The sequence below is a fragment of the Skermanella rosea genome (genome assembly GCF_016806835.2).
Lineage (GTDB): Bacteria > Pseudomonadota > Alphaproteobacteria > Azospirillales > Azospirillaceae > Skermanella > Skermanella rosea.
In genome coordinates this window covers 2,626,248-2,643,677 of sequence record NZ_CP086111.1, presented here as the reverse complement: position 1 = coordinate 2,643,677, position 17,430 = coordinate 2,626,248, and the positions used below count along the sequence as shown (strand labels likewise).

General features: G+C 66.5%; 17 protein-coding genes. 11 read left to right on the top strand and 6 right to left on the bottom strand.

Annotated elements, in window-relative coordinates; translation table 11 throughout:
- Window position 1: 1 nt before the first annotated feature.
- From coaD to JL101_RS12120, 3 genes are all read right to left on the bottom strand, one after another.
- Window positions 2-541: a pantetheine-phosphate adenylyltransferase gene (coaD, locus tag JL101_RS12130; RefSeq protein ID WP_203095291.1), complete on the bottom strand. Its 540-nt coding sequence runs from the start codon at window positions 539-541 to the stop codon at window positions 2-4.
- Between the two features lie 72 nt (window positions 542-613).
- Window positions 614-3,295 (bottom strand): DNA gyrase subunit A, encoded by a 2,682-nt coding sequence (gene gyrA / locus JL101_RS12125; protein ID WP_407697426.1) that lies wholly within the window; start codon window positions 3,293-3,295, stop codon window positions 614-616.
- A 264-nt stretch (window positions 3,296-3,559) separates the two neighbouring features.
- Entirely contained in the window at window positions 3,560-4,852 is a 1,293-nt protein-coding gene (locus tag JL101_RS12120) for an MATE family efflux transporter (RefSeq protein ID WP_228435422.1), read from the bottom strand.
- A gap of 291 nt (window positions 4,853-5,143) precedes the next feature.
- Between JL101_RS12120 and JL101_RS12115 the strand changes: the two genes are divergently transcribed.
- From JL101_RS12115 to JL101_RS12105, 3 genes are all read left to right on the top strand, one after another.
- Window positions 5,144-5,302 (top strand): entericidin A/B family lipoprotein, encoded by a 159-nt coding sequence (locus JL101_RS12115; RefSeq protein WP_228435421.1) that lies wholly within the window; start codon window positions 5,144-5,146, stop codon window positions 5,300-5,302.
- 101 nt (window positions 5,303-5,403) lie between these two features.
- Window positions 5,404-5,559 (top strand): hypothetical protein, encoded by a 156-nt coding sequence (locus tag JL101_RS12110; RefSeq protein WP_203095289.1) that lies wholly within the window; start codon window positions 5,404-5,406, stop codon window positions 5,557-5,559.
- 432 nt (window positions 5,560-5,991) lie between these two features.
- Window positions 5,992-6,216 (top strand): hypothetical protein, encoded by a 225-nt coding sequence (locus tag JL101_RS12105; protein WP_228435420.1) that lies wholly within the window; start codon window positions 5,992-5,994, stop codon window positions 6,214-6,216.
- Between the two features lie 80 nt (window positions 6,217-6,296).
- Here the strand turns inward: JL101_RS12105 and JL101_RS36765 are convergent, their stop codons facing one another.
- Window positions 6,297-6,668 carry a methyl-accepting chemotaxis protein gene (locus JL101_RS36765; RefSeq protein ID WP_158045509.1) on the bottom strand — a complete coding sequence of 124 codons (372 nt, stop codon included), beginning with the start codon at window positions 6,666-6,668 and terminating at the stop codon, window positions 6,297-6,299.
- Window positions 6,669-6,887: 219 nt separating this feature from the next.
- Between JL101_RS36765 and JL101_RS12095 the strand changes: the two genes are divergently transcribed.
- From JL101_RS12095 to JL101_RS12060, 8 genes are all read left to right on the top strand, one after another.
- Entirely contained in the window at window positions 6,888-7,520 is a 633-nt protein-coding gene (locus tag JL101_RS12095; protein WP_203095287.1) for an elongation factor P hydroxylase, read from the top strand.
- Window positions 7,521-7,636: 116 nt separating this feature from the next.
- Complete coding sequence (hisC, locus tag JL101_RS12090; RefSeq protein WP_203095286.1) at window positions 7,637-8,725, top strand: histidinol-phosphate transaminase; 1,089 nt, start codon at window positions 7,637-7,639, stop codon at window positions 8,723-8,725.
- 148 nt (window positions 8,726-8,873) lie between these two features.
- Window positions 8,874-10,433, top strand: a complete 1,560-nt coding sequence (locus JL101_RS12085) for a DegQ family serine endoprotease (RefSeq protein ID WP_203095285.1) — start codon at window positions 8,874-8,876, stop codon at window positions 10,431-10,433.
- Window positions 10,434-10,537: 104 nt separating this feature from the next.
- Window positions 10,538-11,212 carry a winged helix-turn-helix domain-containing protein gene (locus JL101_RS12080; protein WP_203095284.1) on the top strand — a complete coding sequence of 225 codons (675 nt, stop codon included), beginning with the start codon at window positions 10,538-10,540 and terminating at the stop codon, window positions 11,210-11,212.
- A complete protein-coding gene (locus tag JL101_RS12075; RefSeq protein ID WP_228435419.1) occupies window positions 11,205-12,593 on the top strand; it encodes a sensor histidine kinase in 1,389 nt (462 codons plus the stop codon). Before JL101_RS12080 ends, JL101_RS12075 begins: the two co-directional genes overlap by 8 nt.
- A 214-nt stretch (window positions 12,594-12,807) precedes the next feature.
- Window positions 12,808-13,284, top strand: coding sequence for a PAS domain-containing protein (locus tag JL101_RS12070; protein ID WP_202679565.1), 477 nt, complete (start codon window positions 12,808-12,810; stop codon window positions 13,282-13,284).
- 141 nt (window positions 13,285-13,425) lie between these two features.
- Window positions 13,426-15,369, top strand: a complete 1,944-nt coding sequence (locus tag JL101_RS12065; protein ID WP_203095283.1) for a DNA translocase FtsK — start codon at window positions 13,426-13,428, stop codon at window positions 15,367-15,369.
- Window positions 15,370-15,605: 236 nt separating this feature from the next.
- The gene (locus JL101_RS12060) at window positions 15,606-15,770 is read left to right on the top strand and encodes a hypothetical protein (RefSeq protein ID WP_201080371.1); all 165 of its coding nucleotides are present in this window, start codon (window positions 15,606-15,608) and stop codon (window positions 15,768-15,770) included.
- A gap of 27 nt (window positions 15,771-15,797) precedes the next feature.
- Here the strand turns inward: JL101_RS12060 and JL101_RS12055 are convergent, their stop codons facing one another.
- Together JL101_RS12055 and JL101_RS12050 are read right to left on the bottom strand one after the other, a co-directional pair.
- The gene (locus JL101_RS12055; protein WP_203095282.1) at window positions 15,798-16,226 is read right to left on the bottom strand and encodes a response regulator; all 429 of its coding nucleotides are present in this window, start codon (window positions 16,224-16,226) and stop codon (window positions 15,798-15,800) included.
- Window positions 16,201-16,458 (bottom strand): hypothetical protein, encoded by a 258-nt coding sequence (locus tag JL101_RS12050; protein ID WP_203095281.1) that lies wholly within the window; start codon window positions 16,456-16,458, stop codon window positions 16,201-16,203. The genes JL101_RS12055 and JL101_RS12050 overlap by 26 nt, the downstream gene beginning before the upstream one ends.
- Between the last annotated feature and the right edge of the window lie 972 nt (window positions 16,459-17,430).

Below are 17,430 nucleotides of genomic sequence, written 5' to 3'. Positions count from 1 at the left end.
GTCAGACCTTGAGGGTCTGCACGCGCTTGGTCACGTCGCCTTCGTCCTGGGCGAAGCGCGCGGCGAGCCGTTCGGCGACCCTGGGCGAGACGAAATGCGTGATGTCGCCGCCGAGCCGGCCGATCTCCTTGACGAAACGCGAGGAGATGAACTGGTGGCGGTCCGACGCCATCAGGAAGACTGTCTCGACCTTGGGGTTCAGGCGGGCGTTCATGCCGGCCATCTGGAACTCGTACTCGAAGTCCGAGACCGCCCGCAGGCCGCGGATGATGACCGAGGCGTTCATGTCCACGGCGAACTTCATCAGAAGGCTGTCGAACGGCCTCACCTCGATCCTCGTGCCGTTAGGCTTCAAGGCGGCGACATCCTCCTCGACCATCGCGACCCGCTCCTCGGTGGAGAAGAGCGGGCCTTTCCCGGCATTGCGCGCGACGCCCACGATCAGGTGGTCCAAGACGCGGGAGGCGCGCTGGATGATGTCCATATGGCCGTTGGTGACCGGGTCGAATGTCCCGGGATAGACGCCGATCCGTTTGCTCATCTGCCGCTTCTTCCCTTCACGTCGGGGCGCCCTTCAACTTGCCGCCCCCTGCACCGATCGTTGCTCTGCCGATCACTCGGGGGACGCATCGTCGCCCCCGCTCACGGCGGTCTCCGCTTCCGCCTCCTCGGTCAGCCACGCGACCGAGACGACTCGCTCTCCCTGCGCCACCCTGAACAGGGTGACGCCCTGGGTCTTGCGGCCGGCGATCCGGACGTCGTGGATCGGCATCCGGATCATCTGCCCTCCATCAGTCACCAACATGACCTGATGGTCATCCGTGACGGGGAAAGCGGCGACGACCGGACCATTGCGCTCGTTCATCTCGATATTCCAGATGCCCTGGCCGCCCCGACCGGTCACCCGATATTCATAGGAGGAGGTGCGCTTGCCGAATCCGCGTTCGGAGACGGTCAGGATGAACTCCTCCTTGCGCCGCATCTCCTCATAGCGCTCCGGCGACAGGGCGATGTTCGTCGAGACCTCCGCGTCGGGATCGGGCGCTTCGTCGCTCGACGCCTCCTCGCCTGCCGCCCGGCGCTCGGCGTTGGCCTGGCGCAGGTAGGCGGCGCGTTCGTCCGCGTCGGCGTCGACATGGTTCAGCATTGACATGCCGATCACCTCGTCGCCGTCGGCCAGCCGGATGCCGCGGACGCCCGTGGAGGTCCGGCCGCTGAAGATCCTGATGTCGTCGACCTGGAACCGGATGCACTTGCCGCCGCGCGTCGCCAGCAGCACGTCCTGATCCACGGTGCCGGTCCGCACCGCGATCAGCCGCTCGCCCTCTTCCTCCAGCTTCATCGCGATCAGGCCGTTGGCCCGGATGTTGGTGAAGTCCGACAGCTTGTTGCGGCGGACGTTGCCCTTGCTGGTGGCGAAGAAGACGCACAGGTCGCCCCAGGTCGTCTCGTCCTCCGGCATGGGCATGACGGTCGAGATCGTCTCGCCGTCGACCAGCGGCAGCAGGTTGATCAGCGCCTTGCCGCGCGCCTGCGGCGTACCGAGCGGCAGGCGCCAGACCTTCAGCTTGTAGACCATGCCGCGCGAGGAGAAGAACAGCATGGGCGTGTGGGTGTTGGCGACGAACAGGTCGTGGACCGTATCCTCCGCCTTCATACTCATGCCCGAGCGGCCCTTGCCGCCCCGCTTCTGCGCCCGGTATGTCGAGACCGGGACCCGCTTGATATAGCCGGAGTGGCTGACCGTGACGACCATGTCCTCGCGCTGGATCAGGTCCTCTATGTCGGATTCGAACTCCAGCTCCATCAGGGTGGTCCGGCGGGGAGTGCCGAACCGTTCCTTCATCTCCAGCAGCTCGGTCCTCAGGATCTCCAGCAACAGGGTGCGCGACGCCAGGACTTCGAGATAATAGGCGATCCGGTCCGTGACCTCGCGCAGGTCGGCGCCGATCTTGTCCCGCTCCAGGCCGGTCAGGCGGTTCAGCCGCAGTTCCAGGATCGCCCGGGCCTGGGCCTCCGACAGGCGGTAGGTGCCCTGCGGGCTGACCGCCCTGCCCGGCTCGTCGATCAGGGCGATCAGCGGCGCGACGTCGCCCGCCGGCCACTCGCGGGCCATCATCTCCTCGCGCGCGACGCCGGCATCGGGCGCCCGGCGGATCAGCGCGATCATCTCGTCCAGGTTGGCGACCGCGACCGCCAGGCCGACCAGGGTGTGGGCCTTCTCCCGCGCCTTGCCCAGCTCGAACTCGGTCCGGCGGGTGATGACCTGCTCGCGGAAGGCGACGAAGGCGGAGATGATGTCCTTCAGGGTCATCGTCACCGGCCGGCCGCCGTTGAGCGCCAGCGCATTGACCCCGAACGAGGTCTGCAGCGGGGTGTAGCGGTAGAGCTGGTTCAGCACCACGTCGGCGACGGCGTCGCGCTTCAGCTCGATCACGACGCGCACGCCGTCGCGGTCCGACTCGTCGCGCAGGTCGGAGATCCCCTCGATCGTCTTGTCATGGACGACCTCGGCGATCCGCTCCATCATGCGGGCCTTGTTGACCTGGTAGGGCACCTCGTTGATCACGATGGCCCAGCGGTCCTTGCGGATCTCCTCGATCTCGGTCTTGCCGCGCATCACGATCGAACCGCGGCCGGTGTGGTAGGCCTGCCGGATGCCGGCCTTGCCCATCACCTGGGCGCCGGTCGGGAAATCCGGACCCGGCACATGCTCCATCAGTTCTTCGATAGTGACGTCGTTGTCGTCGATATAGGCGCAGCAGGCGTCGATCACCTCTCCCAGATTGTGGGGAGGAATGTTGGTCGCCATGCCGACCGCGATGCCGCCGGCGCCGTTGACCAGCAGGTTCGGGAAACGCGCGGGAAGGACGTCCGGCTCGGCCGACGATTCGTCGTAGTTGGGGTGGAAGTCGACCGTATCCTTGTCGATGTCGTCGAGCAGGCTCTCCGCCGCCTTCGCCAGCCGCGCCTCGGTATAGCGCATGGCTGCGGGCGGGTCGCCGTCCATCGATCCGAAATTTCCCTGCCCGTCGATCAGCGGCAGGCGCATCGAGAAGTCCTGGGCCATGCGGACCATGGCATCGTAGATCGCGCTGTCGCCGTGGGGGTGGTACTTACCCATCACGTCGCCGACGATACGAGCGGACTTCTTGTAGGGCTTGTTGCTGTCGTAACCGCCTTCCTTCATCGCGAACAGGATTCGGCGATGCACCGGTTTCAGACCGTCGCGCACGTCGGGAAGCGCGCGGCTGACGATCACGCTCATGGCATAATCGAGATAGCTGCGCCGCATCTCCTCTTCGATGGTGACCGGCGAAATATCGGAAGGCGGAGGTGTGAGATTGGCGGTCAAAAATCGAACTCAGGTTCAGGTTAAACGATGACTGCGGGCAAGATCACCGGGCACCGCCCGGCGATTTGGACACCCGGCATATATAAGGTGGGTGTACCAGTTTTTGCAGACGCTAACAATGCGTTACACCTTGGCCGCGGTTCCCGACGGACACCGGGCGGAGTCGGACCATAGCGCATCGGCCGTCCGCAGCATATCCCGCCGTCATGCCCGCGACAGCAGGTGGAACCGGATCGACAGCACGGCCACCGAGAAGACGCTGGCGATCAGGATTCCCTCCAGCAGTCCGGCGACGCCCCGGTCGGCCCACAGCGCCAGGGCTGCGCCCAGCGGGATCATGATCCCGTAGTAGGAGAAGAAGTGCAGGACCGTCGGGATCCAGGCGTCGCTCTGGCCGCGCAGCGCGCTCGCCATGACCACCTGCCCGCCGTCCACGATCAGGATCAGCGCGCTGAAAGCGACCAGCGGCACCGTCAGGGCCAGCATGTCCGGGTCGGCCGTGAACAGGCCGCCGATGGTTCCGGGCAGCAGCGCGAACAGCACCGCGAACACGGCCAGGATCACGGTCGTGACCCCCAGTCCGGTCCATCCCGCCACCATGATCTCGCGCCGGTCGCGCCGGCCATAGGCGACTCCGACCCGCACCCCGGTGGCGGTCGCCAGACCGACGGCGGTCATGAAGGACAGGGCGACCAGGTTCAGCAGGATCGTGTAGGCGCCCAGGTCGAGCGGCCCGACCATGCCGGCGAACAGGCCCAGGATGGAGAAGGCGCTGCTTTCGAGCGCCAGACTGAGCCCGGCGGCATAGCCGAGCCGCCGCTGGTGCGCGGCACCGCTCCACCAGCGGGTGACCGTCCGGCGGATGCCGTAGCGGTCCCGGTCCGGCAGGTACCAGACATAGGCCATCATCGACAAGGCCAGCATCCAGCGCACCGCGGTGGTCGCCCAGGCCGACCCCTCCGCGCCCAGCGCCGGGATGCCCCAGGCTCCCCACACCAGGATCAGGTTGAGCGGGACGTTGAGGAGATTGGCGGCGATCATGGCGATCATGCCCGGCACCGGCCGCCTCAGCCCCTCCAGGAAGAAGGCCGACGTGGTGTAGAGCATGGCCGCGGGGATCCCGGCCGCCAGCACGAAGAACACGCCGGCGCCGCCCTTCGCCACGTCGGCGTCCTGCCCGGTCAGCCTGAAGAAGCTCTCGCCGCCCAGGCTGAGCAGGGCGGCAGCCATCCCGAGCAGGAAGGCGTAGGGCAAGGAACGCCGCCAGATCGGCCCGCAGTCCTCCGGCGTCTCCGCCCCGACCGAGTGGGAGGTCAGGATCAGGGTGCCCAGCAGGAGCCCGATGCCGGCGGTCACCAGCATCTGTGCCGGCAGGGTGCCCAGCCCCAGATAGGCCAGTTCCTGGGAGCCGTAGCGGCCCACGATCAGGATGTCGACGGCCGACATGACCATCAGTCCGGCCCGCGCGACGATCACCGGCACGGCAAGCCTGAGCAACTCGGTGATATGGTGGCGCAGGGCGACCCGACGGTCTCCGCCTTCCCGCTCTATGGTGGTTATGATTGCGTCTCCAGCCGATGTGGTGCCCAGAAAAGCGGCACCTTGCGGATTCTGTCAAGATTCCCGCAGACATGGCGGGGTTCCGGCTTTACTGCACGCTGTCGTCGCGGCGCTGCCTCCGAAGGCTCTATCCGCTTGATCCATGACGACGCCGTCGCGCCGCATGGAACATCCGCCGAAACGCGGTGTTCCCTTGTCGAATACCAATCAACTTCGGAGACGACAGAAATGACGAAGCTCAACCGTCCGGATCGCAAGGCCCGTCCCTTCATGATGGCTGCCGGCGCCCTGGCGTTGGTTACCCTGCTTGGAGCCTGCAACACCCTCGAAGGCTTCGGCCGCGACACCGAGCGCGCCGGCGAAGCCGTCCAGGACAGCGCCCAGTAACGGTCGCCTGAACAGGCTTCACGACGGAAATCCGTTGCGCGTCCGGGACTTTTCATGCGCCTGAAGGTTGATGAAAAGTACCCGGACACAGCAAGGAGATCATGATGACGCGCTTCGAGCTTACCGGCCCTCCGGGGGTGGATCCCGACCAGCCCAACACCCCGCCGGCGGAAGTGCCGCCCGAGGTCGAACCGACTCCGGAAATTCCCCCGATGCAGGACCCGCCGCCGGACGTTCAGCCGCCGACCAGGGCCTGAGCCCGGTTTTCCTGAATCGAAGGCGGCCTAAGGGATAACGGGAAGGGGAGCGGCACCGGACCTCGCACCGGGCCGCTCTCCTCCGCAGGCGGCACCGGCACTCCCGGCTCCAACATCAACCGGAGTCACGCGGCCTTGATGAGGCTGACGGGCAGGAGCGGCCGGCCTTGGCCCGGGCTGATTGATCTTCGCGGAGATCCTGATCGCTTCCACGAACATCGTGCTGGCAGTTTCTACGCCCTGCCGCCTGGTTCCTGGCCGTTGGTTCGCGACACCCCGGTGATCCCAATGTTGAAGATGAAAAATACCACGTCTGTTTAGGTCTTTTTGGAACCATGTCTCGCCCGACAGGTTTATTGCCATATATCTAGTACCTGAGAGGTAGTTAGCGGCTCACTACCATTTACGATACCTTAGGCATTGGGGCGCCTAATGTGTCGAAGCAACATACTGGTCTGGCGAGGATTGACCGTGAAGCAGGCTGCCCTGTACCGCAAAGTAGAGCCTGAGACCCAACCCTATCCGGGGACGCTGGAGGGAGCCGACGATGGCGATTGGTCGCCCCGCCGCCGCGTCGCGACAATACTCGCCGCGGCCCTCGCCTCGTGGGCGATCGTGATCGCTGCGGGATACGGGCTGTACAGCCTGTTCTTCTGAACCCCGATATCCGGGCTCCATTCACGACGGATCGTCCCCTTTCGCACCCATGAGCCGAAAGGGGACGTCCGGTAGCGGCATCAGACCGAGCTGATCGCCTTCTCGACGAGTTGGCCCAGATGCTGGGTCCGCTTGGTCAGGCTTTGCAGCACCGAGGAAATTTCCGCGGTCGCCGCGGCGGTCTGGCCGGACAGGTTCTTCACCTCGCCCGCCACGACCGCGAATCCCTTCCCGGCCTCGCCGGCACGGGCCGCCTCGATCGTGGCGTTGAGCGCCAGCAGGTTGGTCTGCTTGGCGATCGCGTCGATCTGCTGGGCGACGGTCCCGACCTTTTCGATTTCGCTGCGCAGACCTTCCAGTTCCCGGCTGATTTCCTGCAGGGAAGCGGACAGTTCCTGGCGGCTCAAGGTGCCGGCGTTATCAGAGGCGCTGAGTTCGTTGCCATAGGACATGGAATGACACCTGGAGTTGAGTTATTGGGTCCCCGCGGCGGCACGCAACGGCGGACCATCGCGCAGGATTAAAGCAGACTTTCCTAAATTTTCGTGAGTCCGCCCCGGTCCGGCTCCCGTGCGACTTTTCGGCGGGTGACTGGGCGTCGCCGGGTGCTATGGTGCGCACCGCCGCCGGACACCGGCCGCGGACCAGGACAGCGGACTCCAAGCAGCGTTATGATACTGACACCAATCGACACTTCCGATCTGCCCGCGGTGATCGACCGCTTCGAACAGGGGTTGGCCGGTCGGCCGCTGGCACTCACGGCTTTCCGCAGAATCGCCTCCTCGATCCCGCCCGACGGGAGACTCGGCGATCCCGCGGAGCAGCGGGACCAAGCCGTGGCGCTGGCCGCGTCCCTGGGGATCGAAACCCTGGACGAGGCGCCCGCCGAGGCGTTCAGCTGGGACGGCCGGCGGATCCGGACCCGCAGCGAGCCGTCAGTCGTGATCCACGAGATCGCCCATTGGCAGCTCTGCTCGCCGGAGCGGCGGTCCCTCTACGACTTCGGCCTCGGCGCCGGGCCGGAGACGGGGCGTGTCGCCGAGGCCGACGCGGCCACGGCCCTGTCTGAGGAGGAGCGCCAGGACGAGGAGACGCTGACGTCGCTGCTGGGCATCCTGTGGGAGGCCGAGTTGGGACAGCCCGCCATGCTGGCCTTCCTGGAGCAGAACTGGATGGAAGGCTACGACCGGCCGGCGACCCCGGCCCATTTCGACCGTATCCTGACCCGCCTGCATGCCGGCGGTTTCGTCGACGACCAGGCAAGGCCGCTCCCCGTGGCGCGCCGCTCCGGGCAGGTGCTCTGAAGTTCCCTGCGCCATCCGGTCACTGGAATGTTCCTTCGGTTTCGATTTGTATGATGATTTAAGGCCATGACTCCCGCCGGACGGGGCGGGAGCGCGAAGCAGGGAGACGGTTGCCGATGGAACGGCTGACACCGAGGGTGGGCATCGGCCAGATAGCCCCGCACAAGCCGATGATCCGCCTTCCGCACGGCGGGCGTCCCCTCATCGACCTGTCGCTCAGCCACAACGCCCTGGGACCGAGCCCGAAGTCGATCACCGCCTACCGGCAGGCCGCCCAGAACCTGCACCGCTACCCGGACGGCGAGCACACGGCGCTGCGCATGGCGATTGCCCGCCGCTACGACATCGAACCGGATCACATCACCTGCTCGAACGGGTCGGACGAGATGATCCAGATCGTCACGGAGGCCTATGCCGGCCCGGGTGACGAGGTGCTGTTCCACCAGTACGGCTACCATGGGTTCATCAAGGCCGCCCGGATGACCGGCGCGACGCCCATGATCGCCGCCGAGCGCGACCTCGCGGTGGACGTGGAGGCGCTTGCCGAACTGGCCGGCGACCGGACCAAGATCGTGTTCCTGGCCAATCCCAACAACCCGACCGGATCCTATGTCCCGGCGGAACAGGTTCAGCGGCTGCGGGCCGAGCTGCCGGCGCACACCCTGCTGGTGCTCGACAGCGCCTACGCGGACTATGTCCGCCGCAACAACTACGATCCCGGCTTCGACCTGGTGAGCGAGCACGACAACGTGCTGATGGTCCGCACCTTCTCCAAGCTGCACGGGCTGGCGGGCCTGCGGATCGGCTGGGCCTACGGGCCACCGGCCATCATCGAGACGCTGGACCGGGTCAGGCCGCTCTACAATGTCGGGCTGCCGGCGCAGGCCGCCGCCGCCGCCGCGCTCGGCGACCTGGAGCACGAGGAGGCGACGCTCGCCCACAATGACTCCTGGAGCGCCTGGCTGTCCCACGAACTGCGGGCGATCGGCGTCCGGGTCTATCCCAGCGTCTGCAATTTTCTCCTGATCCGGATTCCGCCGGACCCGACCATGAGCGTCCCGACCCTGTCCCAGCACCTGCTGGACCACGGCATCCTGGTAAAGTCGCTGGGCGCCTACGGGCTGCCGGACTGCATGAGGATCACGATAGGCACCGAGGAGGAGAACCACGCGCTGATGGACGCCCTGCGCGAGGTGCTGGACTGACCTCGCGGCGGGCCTCCGGGGCGCCGTGCCGCCGGGCAACCTTTCGGCGATTTAATGTTGCCGCAAGGCAGCGGTAAGGCTCGGCCCGCTAGAACGCCATCAATGCCGCCCCGCAGCGGCTTCCGATTCGTTCAGCCAGGAGCCTTGAATGGTCCCGCATCTTCCGGTTACCCGCTCCCCCGCCCGTCCCCTTTCCGCCGCCCCTGCCCTCGCGTCCCGCTTCCGCCGGGCGACCGCCGCCTTCCTGCTGGGCACCACGATCCTGTCCGGCGCCGCTGCCATGCGTCCAGGAGACGCCGCCGCCGCGCCGGTCACCGTGCCGGCCGTGTCGCAGGAACTGCCGGGCAGCTTCGCCGACCTGGTCGACCGGGTCATGCCGGCCGTGGTCAACGTCTCGACCGTCCAGGGCGGCGACGCCGCTCCCGAGCAGCGCAGCCTGCCGGGAATGCCGGAGTTCCCGCCCGGCTCGCCCTTCGAGGAGTTCTTCCGCCAGTTCCAGGAGCAGCAGCGCGGCGCCCGTCCCCGTGCCGAGCGCCAGCAGGCCCAGGGCTCCGGCTTCATCATCGACGCCGCGGGCTACGTGGTGACCAACAACCACGTGATCGACGGCGCCGACGAGATCAGCGTGACCCTGCATGACGGCTCCAGGCTGGACGCCAAGCTGGTCGGGCGCGATCCGAAGACCGACCTGGCGCTGCTGAAGGTCGATGCCGAAAAGCCGCTGGCCTACCTGGAGTTCGGCGACAGCGACACGGCGCGCGTCGGCGACTGGGTCATCGCGATCGGCAACCCGTTCGGGCTCGGCGGCACGGTGACCTCCGGCATCGTTTCCGCCCGCGGTCGCGACATCCAGGCCGGGCCGTACGACGACTTCCTGCAGCTCGACGCCTCGATCAACCGAGGCAATTCCGGCGGCCCGACCTTCGACGTCCACGGCCGCGTGATCGGGATCAACACGGCCATCTTCTCGCCCAACGGCGGCAGCGTCGGCATCGGCTTCGCGATCCCCTCGAACCTGGCCAAGGGCGTCATCGCCCAGCTGCGCGAGAACGGCACGGTCAGCCGCGGCTGGCTTGGCGTGCAGATCCAGCAGGTCACGCCGGAGATCGCCGACAGCCTCGGCCTCGGTCAGCCCAAGGGCGCGCTGGTCGCGGACGTGACGTCGAACAGCCCGGCCGCCAAGGCGAAGCTCGCAGCGGGGGACGTGATCCTGGCGCTGGACGGCCGGCCGGTCGACACCATCAAGGATCTGACCCGGATGGTGGCCGACAGCAAGACCGGGTCGACCGTGAAGCTCGACGTGCTGCGCCGGGGCAAGCGCGAGACCGTCTCCGTCACGCTGGACGCGATGCCTGACCAGCCCCAGGTCGCCGCCGCGACGCAGTCGCCGGACGGGCCGGGAGCGGCCCAGACCGACTCCGTCCTCGGCCTGACCCTGTCCTCGATCGACGCGACCGGCCGGCGCCGCTTCGGCCTGTCCGAGGGTGTCGAGGGCGTGCTGGTGGTCGGGCTCGAGGATACCGCCGACGGCGTGAACCTGCGGCCGGGCGACGTCATCACCGAGGTCGGCAACGAGCGGGTGGCCGCTCCCGCCCAGATCGCGGCGAAGGTCCAGGAGGCCAGGGAGGCGGGCCGCGGGGCGGTGCTGCTGCGGGTCAATCGCCAGGGCACCGAGCAGTTCGTCGCCATTCCGATCAAGAAGGCGTGATCATGGGCAGGGGCTTCGGGGGAGCCTCCCCCGACGACCGTCCCGCTCCCTCCGGACGGAGCGATCCTCCTGGCGAGCGGTCCTCGATCGGCTATGATGGAGGCATGAAGATACTGGTCATCGAGGACGACGCCCAGGCCGCCGCCTACATGGTCAAGGGCCTGAGGGAGAGCGGCCACGTGGTCGACCACGTGGCCGACGGCAAGGACGGCCTGTTCATGGCGGGGTCCGAGACCTACGACGTGCTGATCGTCGACCGGCTGCTGCCGGGGCGCGACGGCCTGTCGCTGGTGGAGATCCTGCGCGGGGCCGGCACCGAGACGCCGGTCCTGTTCCTCAGCGCGCTGGGCAGCGTCGACGACCGGGTGCGGGGGCTGCGGGCCGGCGGCGACGACTACCTGACGAAGCCCTACGCCTTTTCCGAGCTGCTGGCCCGGGTCGAGGCCCTGGGCCGGCGCAAGTCGGCCGGAGCGGCGGCGACCACCCGGCTGCAGGTCGGCGACCTGGAGATGGACCTGCTGGCGCGGCGGGTCCGCCGGGGGGCCAAGCAGATCGACCTGCTCCCCCGGGAGTTCAGGCTGCTGGAATACCTGATGCGGCACGCCGGCAACGTCGTGACCCGGACCATGCTGCTGGAGAATGTCTGGGACTATCATTTCGACCCACAGACCAACGTGATCGACGTGCACGTGGCGCGGCTGCGGCAGAAGATCGACCGCGACTTCCCGACACCGATGATCCACACCGTGCGCGGCGCCGGATATACCCTGCGTGCCTGACCTCGGCCTGCTCAGGACCACCACCTTCCGGGTGGCACTGCTCTATCTCGGCCTGTTCATCGCCTCGGTGCTGGTGATCCTCGGGCTCATCTACTGGTTCACCGCGGGCTTCATCGAGCGCCAGACCGACGAGACCATCGCGGCGGAGATCGCAGGATTGCGCGAGCATTACCGTCAGCGGCGGCTGCCCGGCCTGATCGAGGTCGTCAACGCCCGCAGCGCCACGCCGCGGTCGAACACCCTGTACCTAGTGGCGTCGCCGACCTACGCCCCCCTGGCCGGCAACCTTTCGGCCTGGCCCGACGCCGTCCCGGACCAGGACGGCTGGGTCGAGTTCGAGATCAAGGACGCGCCGCCGGTGCCGGACGGCCGACGCCACGACGCCCGGGCCGTGATGTTCACGCTGTCCGGTGGCTATCACCTTCTGGTCGGGCGCGATACCCGGGAGCGCAGCCATTTCCAGGAACGGGTGCTGATCTCGCTCGCCTGGGCGCTGCTCCTGACGATAGGCTTGGGCGCCGCCGGCGGCGTGCTGATCAGCCGCAACGTCATGCACCGCATCGACGCGATCAACCGGACGACCCGTCAGATCATGTCGGGAGCCCTGCAGGAGCGGATGGCGGTCCAGGGCAGCGGCGACGAGCTGGACCAGCTCGCCGGAAATCTGAACGCTATGCTCGACCAGATCGAGCAGCTCATGGTGGGCATGCGGCAGGTCTCCGACAGCGTCGCGCACGACCTGCGGACGCCGCTGACGCGGCTGCGGTCCCGCCTGGAGATCACCCTGGTCGAATGCTCCGGCGAGGACGAGTACCGGGCCGCGATCCAGGAGGCGATCGGCGAGGCGGACCGTCTGCTCGGCATCTTCTCCGCCCTGCTCAGCATCGCCGAGGCCGAGGCCGGAACCCTTCAGCGCAGCTTCCAGAAGGTCGCCCTGGCCGATATCGCCCGCCAGATCGCCGACCTCTACGAACCCGCTGCCGAGGAGGCCGGGCTCACCTTCGCCAGCGACATCCGGGCCGAGCCGGTCGTGCTCGGCAACCAGCAGCTCCTCGCCCAGGCGGTCGCCAACCTGCTGGACAACGCCCTGAAGTACTCCCCACCCGGCGGTCGCGTCACGCTGGCGGTCGATGGTCCCGACGGCGCCCGCGGCACCTGCATCTCGGTGTCCGACGGCGGACCGGGAATCCCGGCCGACCAGCGGGAGACCGTCCTGCGCCGGTTCGTGCGCCTTGAGTCGAGCCGGAGTTCGCCCGGGAACGGGCTGGGGCTGAGCCTCGTCGATGCCGTGGCGCGGCTGCATGGCGCCCGGCTCGAAATGGACGACAACCGGCCGGGGCTGATCGTTGCCATTGTGTTCCCCCGGATCGGCGCGGGGTGACAAGTTTCAGAAACACCTTGCCAGCGACTCCGCCAGCCTGTTACCCGTAGGGCGACCGGGCAATTCCCCGCCTGTCGATGCATGCCCGCAAGGGTTCGGCCCGCCGGGTACGACCCCGATGGGCCGATTTTCCAGGCGGTCGTCGTCACGCGGGGCACCGGCCGATTTCATGTTCCCGACCTTCACCCGCTGACGTGGGGCAGCGCATATCGACATGACCGACGAAACCCTCGTCCTTCGCCATCCCAAGCTGCTCAGCCTGTACGCCTTCTGGCTGGAGCAATGCGCCGGAGCGCCTCTGCCGCTGGCATCCGCGCTGAACCCGACGGGACTGCGGCCCTGGCTGGGCAACCTGCTGATCATGGACGTGGTCCGCAATTCGGACTTCGTCTATTCCTACTATGGCCAGTCCTTCTCGGACTCCTTCGGCGGGGATCGGGTCGGGCAGTCGATCGCGCGCCTGCCCGAGCCCCAAGGCGACATCCTGCGCGCGGAGTACGACCGCGTCCGGACGGAGGTCCGGCCGGTCGCCCGCGTCTATTCCGCCGACTTCGACGGCGTTCCCTCGACCTGGGAACGGCTCGTGCTCCCGCTGACCGAGGACGGCTCCACCGTGGGCAAGCTGCTCGTCGGCGCCTACAAGCTCGACCGGCCCCATCCAGTCGCCACGGGGGCCCCCAGGGCGTTCTGAGGGCCGACAGAAATTCGGCCGCATGCGCGCCGAGTATTGACGAAGATTTACCATTGGGAGACGGAGCGGCGTTAGGATGCGGCACGGGGGGCCGGCCGCCGGCGTTTCCCGATTCACTATTCCAGGTGTTTGGACCAGACCATGACTCAGCAGGAAAGCCGTCTGCCCATCGATGCGGCTAATTCCGACATTACGACCGCCCAGGAATTCAACCTGAGCTGTGCCATGAACAGCCAGCCGTTCAGGCTCCTCCTGGACGAATGGTCCGACGGCGCGGTCGAATGGGTCTTGGAGATCAATCCGGGCCGGCCGGACGCGACCATCGCCTACGGTACCGGGCAGCAGGAGGAGCTGTTCGCGGTCATCGCCGCCAACGCCTTCCTCGCCGGCGTGGAATGGGGCGAGGCGACCGCCAGGGCGCCCATGGTCGGCCAGGACGCCGACGACGATGCGGACGGCTTCGGCATGGATGGCGACGCGGCCGGGGACGGCGAGGACGGGGAGTTCTCCGAAGCCGCCCCCCGCGATCCGAACGCGCCCTACGAGCTGCCGCCGGTCGAGTTGCTGCAGCCGGCCCCGCCGACCGACAAGGCGACCATGGACGAGACCTCGCTCGCCCACAACGCCCGCAACCTGGAAACGGTGCTGAAGAATTTCGGCGTCCGCGGCGAGATCATGGAGGTCAGGCCCGGCCCCGTCGTCACCCTGTACGAGCTGGAGCCGGCTCCCGGCCTGAAGTCGTCGCGCGTGATAAACCTGGCGGAGGACATCGCCCGGTCCATGCGGGCGCTCACCGTCCGCATCGCGGTGGTGCCCGGCCGCAGCGTGATCGGCATCGAGCTGCCCAACCCGACGCGCGAAAAGGTCTTCCTGCGCGAGATGCTGGACTGCGACGCCTACCAGCAGACCCCGGCCAAGCTGGCGCTGGTGCTGGGCAAAGACATCGGCGGCACACCGATCGTGGTGGACCTGGCGCGCATGCCGCACTTGCTGATCGCCGGCACCACCGGGTCGGGCAAGTCGGTCTGCATCAACACCATGATCCTGTCGCTGCTCTACCGCCTGCCGCCGGAGAAGTGCCGCTTCATCATGGTCGACCCCAAGATGCTGGAACTGTCGGTTTACGACGGCATCCCGCACCTGCTGGCCCCCGTGGTGACAGATCCGAAGAAGGCGATCGTCGCCCTGAAATGGGCCGTGCGCGAGATGGAGAGCCGCTACCGCGCGATGGCCAAGTTCGGCGTCCGCAACATCGAGGGCTACAACCAGCGCATCGCGGAACTGCTGGAGACCGGTGAGCAGGTGTTCCGCCAGGTCCAGGTCGGCTACGACAAGGCCAAGCGCCAGCCGATCTTCGAGGAACAGCCGATGGAGCTTAAGTCCCTGCCCTACATCGTGGTGGTGGTGGACGAGATGGCGGACCTGATGCTGGTCGCCGGCAAGGACATCGAGGCGGCGATCCAGCGTCTGGCGCAGATGGCCCGGGCGGCCGGCATCCACCTGATCATGGCGACCCAGCGGCCCTCGGTGGACGTGATCACCGGCACGATCAAGGCCAATTTCCCGACCCGCATCAGCTTCCAGGTCACCAGCAAGATCGACAGCCGCACCATCCTGGGCGAGCAGGGTGCCGAGCAGCTGCTCGGCCAGGGCGACATGCTCTATATGGCCGGCGGCGGCCGCATCACCCGCGTCCACGGACCCTTCGTCACCGACGAGGAGGTGGAGGACGTCGTCCGCCACTTGAAGGAACAGGGCTCTCCCGACTATCTCCATTCCATCACGGAGGACGACGACAGCGCCGGCGACGACGAGGAGGCCCCCTCCCCCGCTCCGGAGGAGGGTGCCGCCCCGTTCACCGGCAGCGACGACGAGTTGTACGAGCATGCGGTCGCCCTGGTGACCCGCGAGCGCAAGGCCTCGGTCAGCTTCATCCAGCGCTGCCTGCAGATCGGCTACAACCGCTCGGCCCGGCTGGTCGACCGCATGGAAGCCGAGGGGATCGTCAGCTCGGCCAACCATGTGGGCAAGCGCGACGTGCTGGTGTCGTCACGGAGCGAAGCTTACGAGCGCGACGGCGCCTGAGTTCGATTTTGCGATTGCGAAGAGGAATGCGGTAATACCAGTCGAAGCAAAACAAAACAGCGGGGAATTTGTCTTGTACTCGCCAAGACTTCCTGGCAATTTATTGGTTCGCTACTCGAAAGATCACTCTCGTAAGCGCTGCGGACATGGAGTAGCATTTGGTTCATAAAGGTGCAAAGCGCCAGTAAGGCGAATGCGCTAGTCTAGGAACTGCGCGCCCAAGGGGGAGAAACGTCATGACCGGCAATCCGCGTAAAGAACCCTCATTGAACGACCTGCTGAACGATCCGATCATCCAGCTCGTGATGCGCCGCGACGCGGTCGAACGGGAAACCATCGAGGCCATGATCGCCCGGCTCCGCCTGAGCCGGCGTGCCGCGGCCGAGCGCATGGCGGCCTGAGCGGCCCCGTCCAGGCGAGACGCCGCCTTACGGATCGGCCCGTACCATTCCAGCTTCCGTGAACAACATCAGGCCGTCGGGCAAATCGCCCGGCGGCTCGTTTGCCATGACCGCTGCCGCGACGCGGACGCTGGCCAGGACACTATCCGCAGCATAGGGTTTCCCCAGGAAGCCCAGGGCGGCGTCGGCGGCCTGCCTGGCCCTGTCCGGCTGTTCGGTGACGAACAGCGAAACCAGCCCGAAATGCTTCTTCATTCCCCGGGCCGCGGCGATGCCGCTCCCCCCCGGTCCGAGATCGATATCCATCAGGGTCAGGGCCGGGCGGTGCCGCTGCGCCAGGTCCATGGCCGCCTTCACGGTCGTGGCATAGCCAACGACCTCGTGCCCGCCATCCTCCAGCGTCAGTCCCAGCTTCGCGGCCAGCAGACCGTCATCTTCCACGATCAGGATCCGCATCCCGCTCCTCTTCATTCACGTCGTTCCGCTGCATCGACATAGGCTCGCGGGTCCCGGCGACCAGTGGCCCATCGGACGGCAGCGGGACGACCACGAGGTCCACCTCCCGCACGTAGGAGCGGATGGTGCCGTTGGCGAGCATGATATCGTACTTGGGTTGCAGTTCGATGGTCCGCCCCACGACGCGGCCGACCTGATCACCGTACCCGACCCTGGTTCCAAGCTTGAGCATCGCGTTCTCCCTGGCGCATGCCTGAATTCCAGTAGAACCCAAAGCAGTCGCATGGTGTGCGAATACGAAGCGGATGGGCCGCTCAAATAAGAGGTACGCTGCCGCAGGCCTGGATGCCGCATGCGCCATGACCCGATCAATCCGTTCGGAATTTCAAACGGCACTGTGTTGAATATTCTAAACGAACAATGGAAAACCGGATGTGGACGCGCGCAGCCACGGGCTGCGAACTCGTCCGCAGCAGGTGTCCAAGGATGGACCGGCGAACCAAAATCGCCCAACAGCCGCTCCAGCGCTGAAGACCTCGAAAGTTCCCCGAAGCGTCCACCATGATGAATTTTCATGATGCGCGGGCTAACTGCGAATTCGCAGATCATAGGGGATGCGATTCTGCAGGTCCTGCATCTTACCCGTCAGATATCGGGGAAACCCCGGGTGGAGCGACAGAACAGAATATAGGAAGATAAGCATGAGGGGCTATCTCAGGCTCAAGATCCCATTATAGGCTGCTGAACCCATTAACTGGTTCTTCATGGGTTACTGACGCCTTCCGGTTCACCGGGCGCCTCACGGTCCCGGAGCCGGAAGCATGGAGAGCGACCAGATGGCGATATGGTTGGAGGTATCGAGTCATGACCTCCCGCTCCTAATGATCCGTGCCGGAGAGCCGCGCAAAGGCTACCCACCCGCGTATGATTTCCCCAGATCCTGTGGATAACCTTGTGGGAAAGTCGCGGGAGAAGTGTGCGTCCATCGGTCAGGACGCGGGTCTCGAAGCGTTGCCTATATTTTGGGCACTCTGGATAACTGCATGAAATCGTTTAGCATAGTCAACAGGAAAGACGCGTCAGGGGGCAGCTCCGGGCGGATTCCGCGGTTTCATGGCTGGTGTGGCGCCGCGCCGACACTATGTGGAAATTTTCTGGAACCGTCCTTCGGAGGGGAGAGACGAAATGTCGCACTTACCTTTTT